Raw genomic sequence first — 16,915 nt, 5'->3', positions numbered from 1 at the left:
ATATTCTGGCAGAAAGCGAGGCGGGCTGCATCTTTTCTGCCAGACGGGAGGGAAATCGTTAATGCAGGGTCAGTACCAGATCCCAGGGCAGGAAAATCAGGTTGACGACGATCATCCCCAGCAGGGTTAACAGGGTCAGGATCATACCGTTGCGCCGCCACAGCATCGTGCGGCTGCGCAGTCCCCAGGCGTGAAGCAGGCGACCGAAGAAGAAGAACAGCCCCAGCAGATGCACCAGCCAGATATCGGCTCCGTTCATCTCCATCACCACCAGCAGCAGCACCGCCAGCGGAATATACTCCACGGCGTTGCCGTGAATGCGGATGGCCAGCTGTAAATCCGACACGCCGCCGTCGCCAATCGAAATGCGGTACTGCCTACGCAGCCGCACCACATCCAGTGAAAATTTAATAATCAACAATGCGCCAAAAACGACGTAGAGAGCGCTGACCATGACTCACTCCATGATGTAAGAATAATCTTGCGGCCTATCATAGCGGGCAATGTTAAGACTGTCTTCTCAGTCGCAGCGCGATAGCTCAGAATAACGTTTCCTGCTGCGGCCAGTCGGGAGCGTCACCCAGCTGCGGCAGCGCGTTTTGCAGGTCGGGCCACAAATAGCGCACCAGCTCCGGAGCAAAGGCAATATCCGGGGTATGAATGAACAGCCACGGCCGGGTGGTCTGGCACCATTCCGGCAGGCGGGAAAGCCAGGCGCGGAAGTCGTGCCGGTTCGCCTCGGGATTGTCGCCACCGATAAACCGGATCATCGGCTCGTCGGCGGTGATCACCGCGTGAACCGGGAGCTTCGGTTTTTTGCGCTGGGCGTCAACGATGGCCGGGGTTGAGGGTTTCGTCGCATGCACCGCGCGGGTGTCCAGGATCACCCGGTTGACCCCGCGCTGGTGCAGTCCCCGGTTCAGCGCGCGTTCCGCCTCGCCTTTGGCAAAAAATTCCGCATGTCGCACCTCCACCCCGTAACGAAACTCGCTGGGCAGCGAGTCCAGAAATGCCCACAGCGTGGGTAAATCGGCAGGGGAAAAGGCGGCGGGGAGCTGGAGCCAGTACTGGCCCAGGCGACCGGCCAGCGGCGCCATCAGCGCGAAGAACTCCGCGGTCAGGTCGCCGCACTGCCGCAGCGCCGCCTGATGGCTGATGGTAGCCGGAAACTTAAAGCAGAAGCGGAAGTCATCATGGGTCATCGCGTGCCAGCGCTGAACGACCTCCGGGCGCGGCAGGGCATACAGCGTGGTGTTCCCCTCCACGCAGTTAAAATAGCGGGCGTAGTCTTCCAGCGTGCTCATGCCCAGCTTTTTCCACTGCGGATGCTGCCACTGCGGCAGCCCTAAATAGAGCGGCGTCATCATAAATCCTGTTACATTTTGATAAAGCGACTGTAGCGGCGTGGCGGGAGGAGTGCAAATCTGTCAGGACCGGTTCCCTCCGGTCATGAACCTTTTACAGCGCGGCGATAACGTCGTCAGACTGGCGAACCCGGGCAATGCGCGGGAAGATCCAATCCACGCTGCTGCGGTGCTGTTCGCTGCTGCCGGCGCTGCAGATATCCTCAGCGATCACCAGGTTGAATCCCAGCTCCCAGGCGTTTCGTGCGGTGGATTCCACGCCGATATTGGTTGAGATGCCGCCAAGGACGATAGTGTCTATCCCCCGGCGACGCAGCTGCAGCTCCAGGTCGGTGCCGTAAAACGCACCCCACTGACGCTTCGTGACCTGAATGTCGCCGTCCTGTGCGCCCAGCGCCGGTGGGAAGGTCCACCAGTTATCCGGCAGTGCGCCGCCCGGATGAGCCGCATCGACCGGCTGTTTTAGCGCTTCGGCAAAATCGGCCGACCAGCCTACGCGCACCAGCACCACCGGTGCGCCGATCGCGCGAAATTTATCCGCCAGCACGGCGGCCCTGGCCACCACGTCGGTCGCGGTGTGCGGGCCGCCGGCGAAGGGCAGAATCCCCTCCTGAAGATCGATAAGTACCAGCGCGGTAGATTGTGGGTTAAGTTTAAACATCCTGATTCTCCAAAAGAGTAGGGGAAACCAGTGAGAATACAGAGCAATGCCCCGGCAAGGCGACGATAACCGTATAAGGAGCGTCGGGTAATTTGTTAACGTGTATGTCATCGACCGGCCGGTTTCCGGCAAGGTCACCGCAGAGATTCTGCCGCCGGGGGCGGCGGCCGTTGTTTTGTTAGCCGCTTAACCTCAGGCAGGCGCATCTTGCGGATATTCTGCCGCTTTGCCCCCACGACAGCACTTATCCTGTGCGCCGTTTTCCATTATAATGGCCGCCATTTTTCGCGGCAGCAGCCCCCTCCGGGCCGGGTTTTTTTGAAAATGCCGCGCCCGCAGCGGTGAAGTTAAAAGGATATCGTTATGCGTACTAAGTATTGTGGACAGATCAACCTGTCTCATGTAGGGCAGCAAGTGACACTGTGCGGCTGGGTTAATCGCCGCCGCGATCTGGGTAGCCTGATCTTTATTGATATGCGTGACCGTGAAGGCATCGTTCAGGTGTTCTTCGACCCGGACCGTCAGGACGCGTTCCGCCAGGCTTCCGAGCTGCGTAATGAATTCTGTATTCAAATCACCGGCACCGTGCGTGCGCGTGACGAAAAAAACAAAAACAGCGATATGGCCACCGGTGAGATCGAAGTCTTCGCCACCGAGCTGACCATCATCAACCGCTCCGAGCCGCTGCCGCTGGACTCCAATCAGGTCAACAGTGAAGAAGCGCGCCTGAAGTATCGCTACCTGGATCTGCGCCGCCCGGATATGGCAAACCGCCTGAAAACCCGCGCGAAAATCACCAGCTTCGTGCGCCGCTTTATGGACGATCACGGCTTCCTGGATATTGAAACGCCGATGCTGACCAAAGCCACGCCGGAAGGCGCGCGTGACTATCTGGTACCCAGCCGCGTCCACAAAGGTAAATTCTACGCGCTCCCGCAGTCGCCACAGCTGTTCAAACAGCTGCTGATGATGTCCGGCTTCGACCGTTACTATCAGATCGTGAAATGCTTCCGTGATGAAGACCTGCGCGCCGACCGCCAGCCGGAATTCACCCAGATCGACGTTGAAACCTCCTTTATGACCGCGCCACAGGTGCGTGAGATTATGGAGCGTCTGGTGCTTGATATGTGGCAGGACGTGAAGTCCGTTGAGCTGGGCGACTTCCCGCAGATGACCTTCGCGGAGGCGATGCGCCGTTACGGTTCCGATAAGCCGGACCTGCGTAACCCGATGGAGCTGGTGGACGTTGCCGACCTGCTGAAAGACGTGGAGTTTAAAGTCTTCTCCGGCCCGGCTAACGATGCTAAAGGCCGCGTTGCCGCGCTGCGCGTACCGGGCGGTGCCCAGCTGAGCCGTAAGCAGATTGATGAGTACGGCAAGTTTATTGAAATTTACGGCGCGAAAGGCCTGGCCTACATCAAGGTCAACGAACGTGCCCAGGGCCTGGAAGGCATTACCAGCCCGGTTGCCAAGTTCCTGACCGCTGAGATCGTCGAAGCCATTCTGGACCGTACTCAGGCCGCCGACGGCGATATGATCTTCTTCGGTGCCGACAGTGCCAAAGTGGTGACCGATGCGCTGGGCGCCCTGCGTCTCAAGCTGGGTCGCGATCTGAAGATCACCGACGAAGCCGCGTGGAAACCGCTGTGGGTAATTGACTTCCCGATGTTCGAAGAAGACGGCGAGGGCGGCCTCAGCGCGATGCACCACCCGTTCACCGCGCCGAAAGAGATGACCCCGGACGAGCTGAAAGCGGCACCGGAAACGGCCATCGCCAACGCCTACGATATGGTGATCAACGGTTACGAAGTGGGCGGCGGTTCCGTGCGTATCCACAACGGCCAGATGCAGCAGACCGTGTTTGGCATTCTCGGCATTACCGAGCAGGAACAGCGCGAGAAGTTTGGCTTCCTGCTGGATGCACTGAAGTTCGGTACGCCACCGCACGCGGGTCTGGCCTTCGGCCTCGATCGTTTAACCATGCTGCTGACCGGTACTGAAAACATCCGCGACGTTATCGCCTTCCCGAAAACCACCGCGGCGGCCTGCCTGATGACCGAAGCGCCAAGCTTTGCTAACCCGGCATCGCTGGCCGAGCTGGGCATTGACGTGGTGAAGAAAGAAAAACCGGCCGAGAGCGAATAATGGCCTTCAAGCATCCGGTTTCGGTGCTGGTCGTTATCTATGCGCAGAACACCGGGCGGGTGCTGATGCTGCAGCGGCGCGATGATGTGGATTTCTGGCAGTCGGTCACCGGCAGCCAGGATCCGGGTGAAAGCCTGAATGACACCGCGCGGCGGGAAGTGTGGGAAGAGACGGGAATTGATATTAACGCCGGGCAGTTCACATTAGTGGATCGCCAGCGTCATATAGAATTCGAAATCTTTGCGCACTTCCGCCACCGCTATGCGCCGGGTACCACCCATAACCGGGAACACTGGTTCACCCTCGCACTGCCGGAAGAGCAAGACATCGTTTTGAGCGAGCACCTGGCTTTTCGGTGGCTGGATGCGGCCGAGGCTGCTGCGCTCACCAAGTCCTGGAGTAACCGCCAGGCGATTGAAGAATTTGTAGTCTAATTTTGTTTTTATATTTTGAACTTAACCAAACGTTCAGGCGTTATCGGCGCAGCGAGTTTCTTTACCGCCAGCAAGATAGCCTGTCCGGTGTTAATTTGGAGACAAGAGTAAAATGGCAGGACATAGTAAATGGGCGAATACCAAGCACCGTAAGGCGGCTCAGGATGCCAAGCGCGGTAAAATTTTCACCAAAATTATTCGTGAGCTGGTGACGGCGGCCAAACTGGGCGGCGGTGATGCAGGCTCTAACCCGCGTCTGCGTGCGGCGATGGACAAAGCGCTGGCGAACAACATGACGCGCGACACCATGAACCGTGCGATTGCACGCGGCGTGGGCGGCGATGACGACAGCAACATGGAAACCATCATTTATGAAGGTTACGGTCCTGGCGGCAGCGCGGTCATGGTTGAATGCCTGAGTGATAACCGTAACCGTACCGTCTCTGAAGTGCGTCACGCCTTCACCAAGACCGGCGGCAACCTGGGAACCGACGGCTCCGTAGCCTATCTGTTTACCAAGAAGGGTGTGATCTCTTACGCACCGGGCCTGGAAGAAGATGCGGTACTGGACGCGGCGCTGGAAGCCGGTGCTGACGACGTGGTGACCTACGATGACGGCGCGATTGACGTCTTCACCGCCTGGGAAGTGCTGGGCCAGGTGAAAGATGCTCTGGACGCTACCGGACTGAAGGCGGAAGGCGCCGAAGTCACCATGATCCCGTCGACCAAGGCGGAAATGGATGCGGAAACCGCACCGAAGCTGCTGCGCCTGATCGATATGCTGGAAGACTGCGACGACGTGCAGGAAGTTTACCATAACGGTGAAATTTCTGATGAGGTGGCGGCCACCTTATGATCCCTCACCGCATCCTGTATGCTGTGAGTTATCGTAAAAAAAACCTAACCCCGGGGAGCGCGAAATGACGGTTATTCTGGGAATCGACCCCGGTTCGCGCATCACCGGTTATGGTGTGGTTCGCCAGGTTGGGCGGCAGATTACCTATCTGGGCAGTGGCTGTATTCGTACCAACTCCACCGATCTGCCGCCGCGCCTCAAGCTGATTTACGCCGGCGTGAGTGAAATTATCACCCAGTTTCAGCCGGACTTTTTCGCCATTGAACAGGTGTTTATGGCGAAAAACGCCGACTCGGCGCTCAAGCTGGGCCAGGCGCGCGGCGTGGCTATCGTCGCCGCGGTAAATCACGATCTGCCGGTGTTTGAATATGCTGCCCGCCAGGTTAAACAGACCGTGGTGGGCATCGGCAGCGCCGAAAAAAGCCAGGTGCAGCACATGGTGCGCACGCTGCTGAAGCTGCCTGCCAACCCGCAGGCGGATGCGGCCGATGCGTTAGCCATCGCCATTACTCACTGTCATCTGAGCCAGAGCGTGGAGCGGATTTCAGCCGGTAAACTGACCCTGGCACGCGGTCGACTGCGCTCCTAGGCTGGATATTCATCCAGCCTTTTTTATGCTATAACATTATCCCGGTACTCATCCCCACTTTATTATCTGAAGGAAGCTAATGTGATAGGTCGTCTGAGAGGCATCATTCTGGAAAAACAGCCGCCTGTGGTGCTGATTGAAGCCAGCGGAGTTGGCTACGAAGTGCAAATGCCAATGACCTGTTTTTATGAGCTTCCTGAACTGAATCAAGAAGCGATCATCTTTACCCACTTTGTGGTGCGTGAAGATGCTCAGCTGCTGTTCGGTTTTAACAGCAAGCAGGAGCGCGCGCTGTTTCGTGAGCTGATCAAAGTGAACGGCGTGGGGCCAAAACTGGCGCTGGCCATCCTGTCCGGCATGTCTGCCCAGCAGTTTGTCACCGCCGTCGAGCGTGAAGAGATCGCCGCACTGGTGAAACTGCCCGGCGTTGGCAAGAAAACCGCCGAGCGCCTGGTTGTTGAGATGAAAGACCGCTTCAAGGGCATGCACGGCGACCTGTTTGCTTCCGATGCGCCGTTCGCCCTGACCAGCGAAGTGCAGAGCGCGGCGGTGAACGATGCGGAAGGCGAGGCGGTGGCCGCGCTGGTGGCGCTGGGGTATAAACCTCAGGAAGCCAGCCGCATGGTCAGCAAAGTGGGCAAACCGGATGCCGACTGCGAAACCCTGATCCGCGAAGCCCTGCGCGCAGCTATTTGAGGTAGAGCATGATTGAAGCCGATCGCCTGGTCTCCGCCGGGGTTATCACCGAAGAAGAGGTCATTGACCGCGCTATCCGCCCCAAGCTGCTTGAAGAGTACGTTGGGCAGCCGGTCGTGCGTGAGCAGATGGAAATCTTCATCAAGGCCGCCAAAATGCGCGGCGATGCGCTCGACCATCTGCTGATCTTCGGCCCGCCGGGGCTGGGTAAAACCACGCTGGCGAATATCGTGGCTAATGAGATGGGCGTGAATCTGCGCACCACCTCCGGACCGGTGCTGGAAAAGGCGGGCGATCTGGCCGCAATGCTGACCAACCTCGAACCTCATGACGTGCTGTTTATCGATGAGATCCACCGCCTGTCGCCGGTGGTGGAAGAGGTGCTGTATCCGGCAATGGAAGATTATCAGCTGGATATTATGATTGGTGAAGGCCCGGCCGCGCGCTCCATCAAGCTGGATCTGCCGCCGTTTACCCTGATTGGTGCCACTACCCGTGCCGGATCGCTGACATCGCCGCTGCGCGATCGCTTTGGTATCGTTCAGCGTCTGGAGTTTTACCGCGTTGAGGATCTGCAGCACATCGTAGGCCGCAGCGCCGCCTGTCTGGGGCTGCCGCTCAGCCCGGAAGGCGCACTCGAGATCGCCCGTCGTGCGCGAGGCACGCCGCGAATTGCCAACCGTCTGCTGCGCCGCGTGCGCGACTTCGCCGAAGTGAAGGCCGAGGGGGAGATGAGCGGAGAGGTGTCCTCCCGTGCGCTGGATATGCTGAGCGTGGACAGCGAAGGCTTCGACTATATGGACCGCAAGCTGCTGCTGGCAATCATCGATAAGTTTACCGGTGGGCCGGTCGGCCTGGATAACCTGGCCGCCGCCATCGGCGAAGAGCGTGAAACGATTGAGGACGTGCTGGAGCCGTATCTGATCCAGCAGGGCTTCATTCAACGCACGCCGCGCGGCCGCATTGCCACCCAGCACGCCTATAAGCATTTCGGCATCGATCGCGAAGTCTGAAAACGGCGATCTGACAGCGGTTTGCCCGCGAGCAGATCGACACAGCCCCGGAACGTCATCGGCAGGTATGACGTTCCGGGGCTGTTTTTTTTAAGGCTGTTCAGTCAGGGCTGGAGCACGGCGCGGCGTGATTACCGACTCGTCACACCGCCGGTTTCTTCACCATGCTCAGAATAAACAACGCCGCTGCACCCAGCACCACCGACGGGCCGGCGGGCGTGTCGTAGAACGCCGAGAAGGTCAGCCCGGCGGTCACCGCCAGCATCCCCACCACGATAGCAAACGCCGCCATCTGCTCCGGCGAGCGGGCGAAACGACGCGCGGTGGCGGCAGGAATAATCAGCAGCGAGGTGATGATCAGCGCGCCGACGAACTTCATGGCCACGCCGATGGTCAGGGCGGTCACCAGCATCAGGACAAGCTTGCTGCGCTGAATGTTGACGCCGTCCACCTGAGCCATTTCCGGGCTGATGGTCATCGACAGCAGGGCGCGCCACTGCCAGGCCAGCACAATCAGCACCACCGCCACGCCGACGGCAATCGTCCATAAATCCGCAGGCGTCACCGCCAGCAGGTCACCGAACAGGTAGGCCATCAGATCGACGCGCACGTCGGACATCAGGCTGACCACCACCATGCCGAGAGAAAGCGCGCTGTGCGCCATAATCCCCAGCAGGGTATCGATCGCCAGATGCGGCCGCCGTTCCAGCCAGACCAGTACCAGCGACAGAATTAACGTCACCGCAATCACCGCATAGAACGGACTGACGTTGAGCAGCAGGCCAAAAGCCACGCCGAGCAGAGAAGCATGGGCCAGCGTATCGCCAAAGTAAGACATGCGCCGCCAGACCACGAACGAGCCCAGCGGCCCGGCCGCCAGCGCCAGTAAAATCCCCGCCAGCCAGCCGGGTAACAACAGTTCAATCATGACGACCGGGTCCCTTACGTAAAATGATTCGTCCCTTTAAGTCGTGACGATGATTATGGTGGTGGCGGTAAATTGCCAGCTGTTCAGCACCGCGCGGGCCAAACATGGAGATAAATTCCGGGTGCTTTGATACCGCTTCCGGCGTACCGGAGCAGCAGATGTGGTGATTAAGGCACAGCACCTCATCGGTTTTGGCCATCACCAGATGCAGATCGTGGGAAACCATCAGCACCCCGCAGTTCAGCTCGCGGCGCAGCTGGTCGATCAGATCGTACAGCGCCACCTGCCCGTTGACGTCCACGCCCTGGGTGGGTTCATCAAGCACCAGCAGCTGCGGCTGATTAAGCAGCGCCCGCGCCAGCAGCACGCGCTGGGTTTCACCGCCGGAGAGCTTCTGCAGCGGATACTCCAGCAGGTGAGAAGCCTGCACGCGTTTTAACGCGGGCAAAATATCCTCGCGCTTCACGCCGGGACGCAGGCGCATAAAACGATCGACCGTCAGCGGCAGGGTGACATCGAGATGAATTTTTTGCGGCACGTAGCCGATGCGTAAACCCGCCGGTTTTTGCACCGAGCCGGAGGTGGGGGCAATCAGGCCCAGTACGACCCTTACCAGCGTTGACTTACCCGCGCCGTTCGGGCCCAGCAGGGTCAGAATGCGGCCGGGTTCCAGCCTGAGGGAAACATCGGAAAGCACCCGACGTTGACCAAAGTTCACAGCTACATTTTCAAGGGAGATCAAGGATGACATGTCGATTACGGTTGCAGAAGTTTTATAATGTTATAATATCACAACCCATCAGCTTATCACGATGGATTGAATCATTATGTTACATAAAAAGTTACGTCTCATTTCAGCTTTCGCCGGCCTGGGGATTGCCACGACTTTCGCGCTTCCCGTCCAGGCAGCCGTTGTGGCTTCCGTTAAGCCCGTGGGCTTTATCGCGTCCGCGATTGCTGATGGTGTCACACCTGTAGAAATTCTGCTACCGGATGGTGCATCTGAGCATGATTATGCATTACGTCCATCGGATATAAAACGCTTGCAGGGCGCGGATTTAGTGGTTTGGGTTGGCCCTGAAATGGAAGCATTTATGGCTAAAATGGCGGCCGGATTACCGCCGCAAAAGAACCTCGAAATGGACCGCATTGACGGTGTCCATGCGCTGCTGCTGAAAGGCGGAGAAGACGAAGAAGAGGAGCATGAGGACCATGCTCACGGCGCGGCTGATGAGCACGATCATCATCATCACGGCGAGTACAATATGCACCTGTGGATGTCACCGGAGATTGCGAAGAAAACTGCGGTTGCAATTCACGCAAAATTATTGGAACTTATGCCGCAAAGCAAGGACAAACTAGACGCCAATCTTCAGCATTTTGAGTCAGAATTGGCGTCTGTCGATGCGAAAATTGGTATTCAGCTGGCCCCGGTTAAAGGGAAAGGATATTTCGTTTTTCACGATGCTTACACCTACTTTGAAAAACACTACGGACTGACTCCATTGGGTCATTTTACCGTAAATCCTGAGATCCAACCCGGCGCGCAGCGTTTACATCAAATACGAACACAGTTGGTTGAGCAGAAGGCCACATGCGTCTTTGCTGAACCACAGTTCAGGCCAGCCGTGATAGATGCGGTAGCCAGAGGAACCAGCGTGCGTTCAGGTACACTCGATCCTCTCGGTACTGACATCACTCCAGCACGAGACAGCTATGTGAAATTCCTCTCACAGTTGTCCAGCCAGTATACGAGCTGCCTGAAAGGAGAATAGAGGAAGACTTAATTGCAGCAGATAGCCCGCGCTGTCGCCATGGCGTTCAACAACTTACCCCGACCTCACCGCATCATGCTGGGGTCACTTACCGTCGTTACACTGGCCGTCACCGTCTGGCGGCCTTACATCTATCATCCCGGTAGTGAAAGCCCGATAGTCAAAACCATCGAGCTGGACAAAAACGAGCTGCGCACGCTGCTCCCTGAAGCCAGCGAGCCGATCGACCAGGACACCCCTTCACCGGATGATGACACGCCAAAAGATGAGATCGATCAGGATGTCCCGGATGAACTGGGCACGCATGATTACGTGATCTCCACCGGCGACACCCTCAGCAGCGTTCTCAATCAGTACGGCATTGATATGTCGGACATCACCCAGCTGGTTAAAAGCGATAAAGACCTGCGTAACCTGCAAATCGGCCAGCAGCTCTCCTGGACGCTGACGGACGACGGCCAGCTGCAGCGCCTGACCTGGGAAGTGTCCCGCCGTGAAACCCGTACCTACGATCGCGCAGGCGACGGCTTCAAATCCTCGGCAGAAATGCAGAAAGGGGAGTGGAAGAACAACGTTCTGAGCGGTGAAGTTAACGGCAGTTTCGTGACCAGCGCCAAAGCCGCCGGATTGACCAGCGCAGAAATCAGCGCGGTGATCAAATCCCTGCAGTGGCAGATGGACTTCCGCAAGCTGCGCAAGGGCGATCGGTTCTCGGTGCTGATGTCCCGCGAGATGCTGGACGGTAAGAGCGAACAGAGCCAGCTGCTGGGCGTACGCATGCGCAGCGGAGATAAAGACTACTTCGCCATCCGCGCAGAGGATGGTAAGTTTTATGACCGCAGCGGCTCCGGCCTGGCGCGCGGCTTTATGCGCTTCCCGACGGTTAAGCAGTATCGCGTATCATCCAACTTTAATCCGCGTCGCCTGAACCCGGTGACCGGGCGCGTTGCCCCGCATAAAGGGGTGGATTTCGCTATCCCACTGGGGACGCCGGTGCTGGCGGTCGGTGACGGCGAAGTTATCGTCGCCAAGCGCAGCGGCGGTGCCGGTAACTATGTGGCGATCCGCCACGGTCGCCAGTACATGACGCGCTATATGCACCTGAAAAAACTGCTGGTGAAGCCGGGTCAGAAAGTGAAACGCGGCGATCGCATTGCGCTTTCCGGCAGCACCGGTCGCTCAACCGGCCCGCATTTGCATTACGAAATCTGGATTAATAACCAGGCGGTGAACCCATTAACGGCCAAGCTGCCGCGGATGGAAGGCCTGGCAGGGAAAGAGCGTAGCGACTATCTGGCTCAGGTTCGTGAAGTGGTGCCGCAGCTGCAGTTTAAGTAAACGCAGCCGGAGTTTTCAGAGCCGACGGAATTCGCATTCCGTCGGCTTTTTTATTCGTGGATAGCGGAGAACCCGGGTATAACCGGTCCGATTACTGGCCAGTTACCGGAATTTTCCAGGGTAATGCATTGCAAAATTAGCTGCCAACACTATCATTAGCCCGTTATTGTAGAGGCCAGTGCATGGAAAACATAAAAAAAAGTCACGTTGAATTTATTCCTGTTTTTAAGAAATCCTTTTTACAACCTCGCTACTGGGGCAGCTGGCTGGCGGTAGGTGCCTTTGCTGCAATCGCTATGGTTCACCCCCGTTTACGCGACCCGGTACTGGGTTCGCTGGGACGGCTGGCCGGTAAACTGGCCCGCAGCGCGCGGCGTCGCGCGCAGATCAACCTGCTGTACTGCCTGCCGGAGGTGCCGGAAGCCGAGCGGGAAAAAATGATTGATGAGATGTTCGCCACCGCGCCGCAGTCGATGGTGATGATGGCCGAGCTGGCTCTGCGCCCGCACAAGGTTCTGCCGCGGATCCGCTGGCAGGGACGCGAGCTGATCGACCAGCTGCGTGAAGCCCAGCAGAACGTCATCTTCCTGGTGCCCCACGGCTGGGCGGTGGATATCCCGGCGATGGTGCTGGCTTCGGAAGGTCAGAAAATGGCCGCGATGTTCCACAACCAGCGAAACCCGGTGATGGACTACGTCTGGAACCGGGTGCGCCGCCGTTTTGGTGGCCGGATGCATGCGCGCAATGACGGCATTAAGCCGTTTATCAGCTCGGTGCGGCAGGGATACTGGGGTTATTATCTGCCGGATCAGGATCACGGCGCGGAGCACAGCGAGTTCGTCGACTTCTTCGCAACTTATAAAGCCACGCTGCCTGCGGTCGGCCGCCTGATGAAGGTTTGCCGGGCGAAAGTGGTGCCGCTGTTCCCGGTATACGACAGTAAAACCCACAGTCTGACCATTCATCTGCGTCCGCCGATGGACGATCTGCTGGATGCGGACGATGTGACGCTGGCGCGGCGGATGAATGAAGAGGTGGAAATCTTCGTTCGCCCGAATCCCGAACAGTACACCTGGATCCTGAAGCTGTTGAAAACCCGCAGGCCGGGTGAAAAAGAGCCTTATGACCGTGAAGAGCTTTATCCCAGGAAGTAAGGTTCAGCGCGTTTGACGCCTGGCATATCCGGCATAAAAAAGCCGTCATCCTTAAGGGGATGACGGCTTTTTTTAATGCGCCAGCCAGCGGGGTTCAGCCGCCGGGCGGCGAATGTGCTGGCGAAGTCAGAGCGCGGTCAGGGTGGAGCGGCGCTGCCACTCGCGCAGGAAGCCCCGCACCAGCAGGAACCAGACAACGCCGCAGGCCAGATTCACCAGGCTGAACGCCCGCGAACCGTCGCTGAAGTAGGCAAACTTGGCCAGCTCGATACCCAGGGCGAAGACCAGGATACTGACCATGCCGAGCATGGCCGCCACGCTGCCTTTGCCCGAGTCGTTGGAAAACAGCGTCAGGCGGTATAAACCGGCATTCACCAGCCCGGTGCCGAAGCCGTAAATGCTCAGACCGGCGGTGAGCCACAGATAGCTGTGATTATCGATAAGCGTGGCCACGCTGGAAATGGCTAACCCCAGCAGAATAGGCCAGGCGCCCAGCCGCAGCGGCTTATCGATCGGCAGGCGCGAGGCGAGTTTGCCCAGCGTCAGATTGCCGATAATCATCGCCACAAATACCGGCAGCTGCAGCAGCGCGTAATCCATCCGCGTCAGCCCTTCGTCATGGATCAGGATCACCGGCGACAGGGCAACCCACGCCAGGCAGGGGATGGTGACCAGCCCGATAGCCAGCGAACCGCTCATCACCTGGCGATCCCTCACCAGAATGGCATAGCCCTTCGCCAGCGAGGGCAGCGACAGCGACATGTCAGGATTGCCGGAGGTTTCGGGCATGGTCAGCCACAAACCCACCAGCGAGATCGCCGTCAGCGCGCCAAACAGCCAGAACATGGTGCGCCAGTCGCTGAACTCCAGAAAGGCCGCGCCCGCCAGCGGGCCAGCCAGCGGAGCCAGCAGGGCGACATTGGCCATCAGCGCCATCATTTTCACGCTCAGCGCTTCATTAAAGGCTTCCTGAATGGCGGCATAGCCCACCGCACCGATAAAGCACAGGCTGGTGCCCTGCAGGAAGCGCAGCAGCACAAACTGCTCAATGCTCTGCACCCAGTGCGTCGCCATGCAGGTCAGCATAAAGAACGCCACGCCGCCCAGAATCACCGGGCGGCGGCCGAGTTTGTCCGACAGGGGGCCAAGCAGCCACTGCAGCATAATGCCGCCGATCAGATAGGCGGTTAACGACGCGGATACCCATTCCGGACCCACGCCAAATTCTTCCGTCACCAGCAGCATACCCGGCTGGATCATGTCATGAGCGATATAGGTCGCGAACTCAAACAGCACCAGCGACAGAGGAAAAATCAAATGTCGCGAAGTAAGTTTCGACAGAGGAACAAATGACGCCATTCTGGCTCCTTCCGGTAAAGTGTAAAGGCGAACGCCGCCTGAGCGGGGCCGCTAATCTATCTCATTTTAATAAGAACCACACAGTACGCTGGCAATAAAAAAGGGCCAGTTGCCTGGCCCTTCTCATTCGTCAGCGGCGAGTGAGATTAGTCGACGCGCAGCACCCGGCTGGTGTTGGTAGTGCCGGTGGTGCTCATCACATCGCCCTGAGTCACGATGACCAGGTCACCGGACACCAGGAAGCCCTTCTCACGCAGCAGATTGATGGCATCGTGTGCGGCCGCCACGCCGTCGTTGTGGCTGTCGAAGAACACCGGGGTGACACCGCGATACAGGGCGGTGAGGTTCAGGGTGCTTTCGTGGCGGGACATGGCGAAGATTGGCAGGCCGGACGTGATGCGCGAGGTCATCAGGGCGGTGCGGCCAGACTCGGTCATGGTAATGATTGCCGTCACGCCCTGCAGGTGGTTGGCAGCATACATCGCCGACATGGCAATGGCTTCTTCGATATTATCGAACTGCACGTCCAGACGGTGTTTGGAGACGTTGATGCTTGGCACTTTTTCCGCGCCCAGGCACACTTTCGCCATCGCTGATACGGTTTCAGCCGGGTACTGGCCCGCGGCAGTTTCCGCAGACAGCATCACCGCATCGGTGCCGTCGAGCACGGCGTTGGCGACGTCCATCACTTCTGCACGGGTCGGCATCGGGTTCGTAATCATCGACTCCATCATCTGGGTGGCGGTGATCACCGAACGGTTCAGCTGACGCGCACGGCTGATCAGCGCTTTCTGAATGCCAACCAGCTCCGGATCGCCAATCTCAACGCCCAGATCGCCACGGGCGACCATCACCACGTCGGAGGCGAGGATGATGTCATCCATGGCTTCCTGAGTGGCAACCGCTTCAGCACGCTCCACTTTAGAGACGATTTTTGCTTCACAGCCCGCTTCGCGCGCCAGGCGGCGAGCGTAGTTCAGGTCTTCACCACAGCGAGGGAAGGAGACGGCCAGATAATCCACGCGGATCTGTGCCGCGGTCAGGATGTCGGCTTTGTCTTTTTCGGTCAGCGCTTCGGCTGACAGGCCGCCACCCAGCTTGTTAATGCCTTTGTTGTTGGAAAGCGGGCCACCGACGGTCACTTCGGTGAAGACCTTCATGCCCTGAACTTCCAGCACTTTCAGCTGTACGCGGCCGTCGTCCAGCAGCAGGATATCGCCAGGCACCACGTCAGCGGGCAGGCCTTTATAATCGATACCGACTTTCTCTTTATCGCCTTCGCCTTTGCCCAGGCTGGCATCCAGCAGGAAGCGTTCACCGATATTCAGGAAGACTTTGCCTTCTTTAAAGGTGGAAACGCGAATTTTCGGCCCCTGCAGGTCGCCCAGGATGGCAACGTGACGGCCCAGTTTGGCCGCAATCGCGCGAACGTTGTCGGCGCGTTTCTGATGATCTTCCGCTGTGCCATGTGAGAAGTTCAGACGAACGACATTGGCGCCTGCTGCGATGATTTTTTCAAGGTTGTTATCGCGATCCGTGGCAGGCCCCAGTGTGGTTACAATCTTGGTTCTTCTGAGACGTCTTGACATGTATAACTCCGTTGACTTTTAGTGTGGTGTTGCAAGTGCAAGCACTACCAGGTTTTATCTCTGGGTACAGGAAAGGAACGGATAAGCCCGAACCTTCATCGTCGTTACTCATTACTAATGACTGTTGTTAACCTGGCCTTCCTTTTCCAGACGCGACTCTTTTAATGCATCCTTAACCCGTTTCAAATTATCGCGAAACTTCGCGCCGCGCCGCAGGGTAAAACCGGTGGCCAGCACATCGATCAGCGTCAGCTGGGCGAGGCGTGAAACCATCGGCATATAAATATCGGTATCTTCCGGTACATCCAGGGTCAGCGCCAGCGTGGCTTCGCGCGCCAGCGGTGAATCAGGCGAGGTGATCGCCACCACCGTTGCATCATTTTCCCGCGCCAGCCTCGCCAGCTCAACCATGGATTTCGTGCGCCCGGTGTGGGAGATCAGTACCATCACGTCCCCCTCATTGCTGTTCATACAGCTCATGCGCTGCATCACAATATCATCGGAATAGATCACTGGCACATTGAAGCGAAAAAATTTATTCATCGCGTCATGCGCCACGGCGGCAGAGGCACCCAAACCGAAAAACGCAATTTTCTTTGACTGCGTCAGCAAATCAACGGCACGATTGACGGCGCTGGTATCCAGGCTCTGTTTCACCCGGTCAAGTCCGGCCATGGCCGACTCGAAAATTTTCCCGGAATAGGACTCCACGCTGTCTTCCTGCTCAACGTTGCGGCTGACATAAGGCGTGCCGTTAGCCAGACTTTGTGCCAGCTGAAGTTTGAAGTCCGGGAAGCCTTTGGTATTCAGTCGATGGCAGAAACGATTGACGGTGGGTTCACTGACCCCGGCTGCTTTTGCCAGTAGGGCAATGCTGGAATGCATCGCGGTGGTGGGGGAATCAAGGATAACAACGGCAACTTTGCGCTCGGATTTGCTCAAATTTTCCAGGCAGGATTGAATTTTTTCCAGCATATTCATAGGACTACCCACTCATACATTCTGACGATTTCA

The 16,915-nt window shown here is 57.9% G+C and carries 17 protein-coding genes; 9 read left to right on the top strand and 8 right to left on the bottom strand.

The genetic code is table 11. The features are described from left to right. Nucleotides 1-58 precede the first annotated feature (58 nt). The 3 genes from PGH32_RS09295 to PGH32_RS09285 form a co-directional block, all read right to left on the bottom strand. On the bottom strand, nt 59-454 hold the full coding sequence (locus PGH32_RS09295) for an MAPEG family protein (RefSeq protein WP_314423269.1): 396 nt from the start codon (nt 452-454) through the stop codon (nt 59-61). Between the two features lie 85 nt (nt 455-539). Beyond that, nucleotides 540-1,364: a DUF72 domain-containing protein gene (locus tag PGH32_RS09290; RefSeq protein WP_337893833.1), complete on the bottom strand. Its 825-nt coding sequence runs from the start codon at nt 1,362-1,364 to the stop codon at nt 540-542. A 94-nt stretch (nt 1,365-1,458) separates the two neighbouring features. Then, on the bottom strand, nt 1,459-2,025 hold the full coding sequence (locus PGH32_RS09285; RefSeq protein WP_337893832.1) for a hydrolase: 567 nt from the start codon (nt 2,023-2,025) through the stop codon (nt 1,459-1,461). Nucleotides 2,026-2,388: 363 nt separating this feature from the next. Between PGH32_RS09285 and aspS the strand changes: the two genes are divergently transcribed. From aspS to ruvB, 6 genes are all read left to right on the top strand, one after another. Next, on the top strand, nt 2,389-4,170 hold the full coding sequence (aspS, locus tag PGH32_RS09280) for an aspartate--tRNA ligase (protein ID WP_337893831.1): 1,782 nt from the start codon (nt 2,389-2,391) through the stop codon (nt 4,168-4,170). Continuing rightward, nucleotides 4,170-4,604, top strand: coding sequence for a dihydroneopterin triphosphate diphosphatase (nudB, locus tag PGH32_RS09275; RefSeq protein ID WP_337893830.1), 435 nt, complete (start codon nt 4,170-4,172; stop codon nt 4,602-4,604). The genes aspS and nudB overlap by 1 nt, the downstream gene beginning before the upstream one ends. Before the next feature lie 112 nt (nt 4,605-4,716). Next, nucleotides 4,717-5,460 (top strand): YebC/PmpR family DNA-binding transcriptional regulator, encoded by a 744-nt coding sequence (locus PGH32_RS09270; protein ID WP_337893829.1) that lies wholly within the window; start codon nt 4,717-4,719, stop codon nt 5,458-5,460. Nucleotides 5,461-5,524: 64 nt separating this feature from the next. Continuing rightward, entirely contained in the window at nt 5,525-6,049 is a 525-nt protein-coding gene (gene ruvC / locus PGH32_RS09265) for a crossover junction endodeoxyribonuclease RuvC (RefSeq protein ID WP_314423254.1), read from the top strand. Between the two features lie 81 nt (nt 6,050-6,130). After that, nucleotides 6,131-6,745 (top strand): Holliday junction branch migration protein RuvA, encoded by a 615-nt coding sequence (ruvA, locus tag PGH32_RS09260; protein WP_314423252.1) that lies wholly within the window; start codon nt 6,131-6,133, stop codon nt 6,743-6,745. An 8-nt stretch (nt 6,746-6,753) separates the two neighbouring features. Next, on the top strand, nt 6,754-7,758 hold the full coding sequence (gene ruvB / locus PGH32_RS09255; protein ID WP_337893828.1) for a Holliday junction branch migration DNA helicase RuvB: 1,005 nt from the start codon (nt 6,754-6,756) through the stop codon (nt 7,756-7,758). A gap of 142 nt (nt 7,759-7,900) precedes the next feature. Here the strand turns inward: ruvB and znuB are convergent, their stop codons facing one another. Further along, nucleotides 7,901-8,686: a zinc ABC transporter permease subunit ZnuB gene (gene znuB, locus PGH32_RS09250; protein WP_314423246.1), complete on the bottom strand. Its 786-nt coding sequence runs from the start codon at nt 8,684-8,686 to the stop codon at nt 7,901-7,903. Then, nucleotides 8,679-9,437, bottom strand: a complete 759-nt coding sequence (gene znuC / locus PGH32_RS09245) for a zinc ABC transporter ATP-binding protein ZnuC (RefSeq protein ID WP_314423244.1) — start codon at nt 9,435-9,437, stop codon at nt 8,679-8,681. Before znuC ends, znuB begins: the two co-directional genes overlap by 8 nt. A gap of 76 nt (nt 9,438-9,513) precedes the next feature. On the opposite strand from znuC, the gene znuA reads away from it, so the two are divergent. From znuA to lpxM, 3 genes are all read left to right on the top strand, one after another. Then, the gene (gene znuA, locus PGH32_RS09240; protein WP_314423241.1) at nt 9,514-10,461 is read left to right on the top strand and encodes a zinc ABC transporter substrate-binding protein ZnuA; all 948 of its coding nucleotides are present in this window, start codon (nt 9,514-9,516) and stop codon (nt 10,459-10,461) included. A 12-nt stretch (nt 10,462-10,473) separates the two neighbouring features. Continuing rightward, complete coding sequence (gene mepM, locus PGH32_RS09235) at nt 10,474-11,799, top strand: murein DD-endopeptidase MepM (protein ID WP_314423237.1); 1,326 nt, start codon at nt 10,474-10,476, stop codon at nt 11,797-11,799. A 182-nt stretch (nt 11,800-11,981) separates the two neighbouring features. Then, entirely contained in the window at nt 11,982-12,953 is a 972-nt protein-coding gene (gene lpxM / locus PGH32_RS09230; RefSeq protein WP_337893827.1) for a lauroyl-Kdo(2)-lipid IV(A) myristoyltransferase, read from the top strand. 126 nt (nt 12,954-13,079) lie between these two features. Here the strand turns inward: lpxM and PGH32_RS09225 are convergent, their stop codons facing one another. From PGH32_RS09225 to PGH32_RS09215, 3 genes are all read right to left on the bottom strand, one after another. Continuing rightward, entirely contained in the window at nt 13,080-14,312 is a 1,233-nt protein-coding gene (locus tag PGH32_RS09225) for an MFS transporter (protein WP_337893826.1), read from the bottom strand. Nucleotides 14,313-14,458: 146 nt separating this feature from the next. Beyond that, on the bottom strand, nt 14,459-15,901 hold the full coding sequence (gene pyk / locus PGH32_RS09220; protein WP_314423229.1) for a pyruvate kinase: 1,443 nt from the start codon (nt 15,899-15,901) through the stop codon (nt 14,459-14,461). A 114-nt stretch (nt 15,902-16,015) separates the two neighbouring features. After that, complete coding sequence (locus PGH32_RS09215) at nt 16,016-16,882, bottom strand: MurR/RpiR family transcriptional regulator (RefSeq protein ID WP_314423226.1); 867 nt, start codon at nt 16,880-16,882, stop codon at nt 16,016-16,018. Nucleotides 16,883-16,915 lie beyond the last annotated feature (33 nt).

It is taken from the genome of Erwinia sp. SLM-02 (genome assembly GCF_037450285.1).
GTDB lineage: Bacteria > Pseudomonadota > Gammaproteobacteria > Enterobacterales > Enterobacteriaceae > Erwinia.
This window is presented reverse-complemented; position numbering and strand designations above follow the sequence as displayed.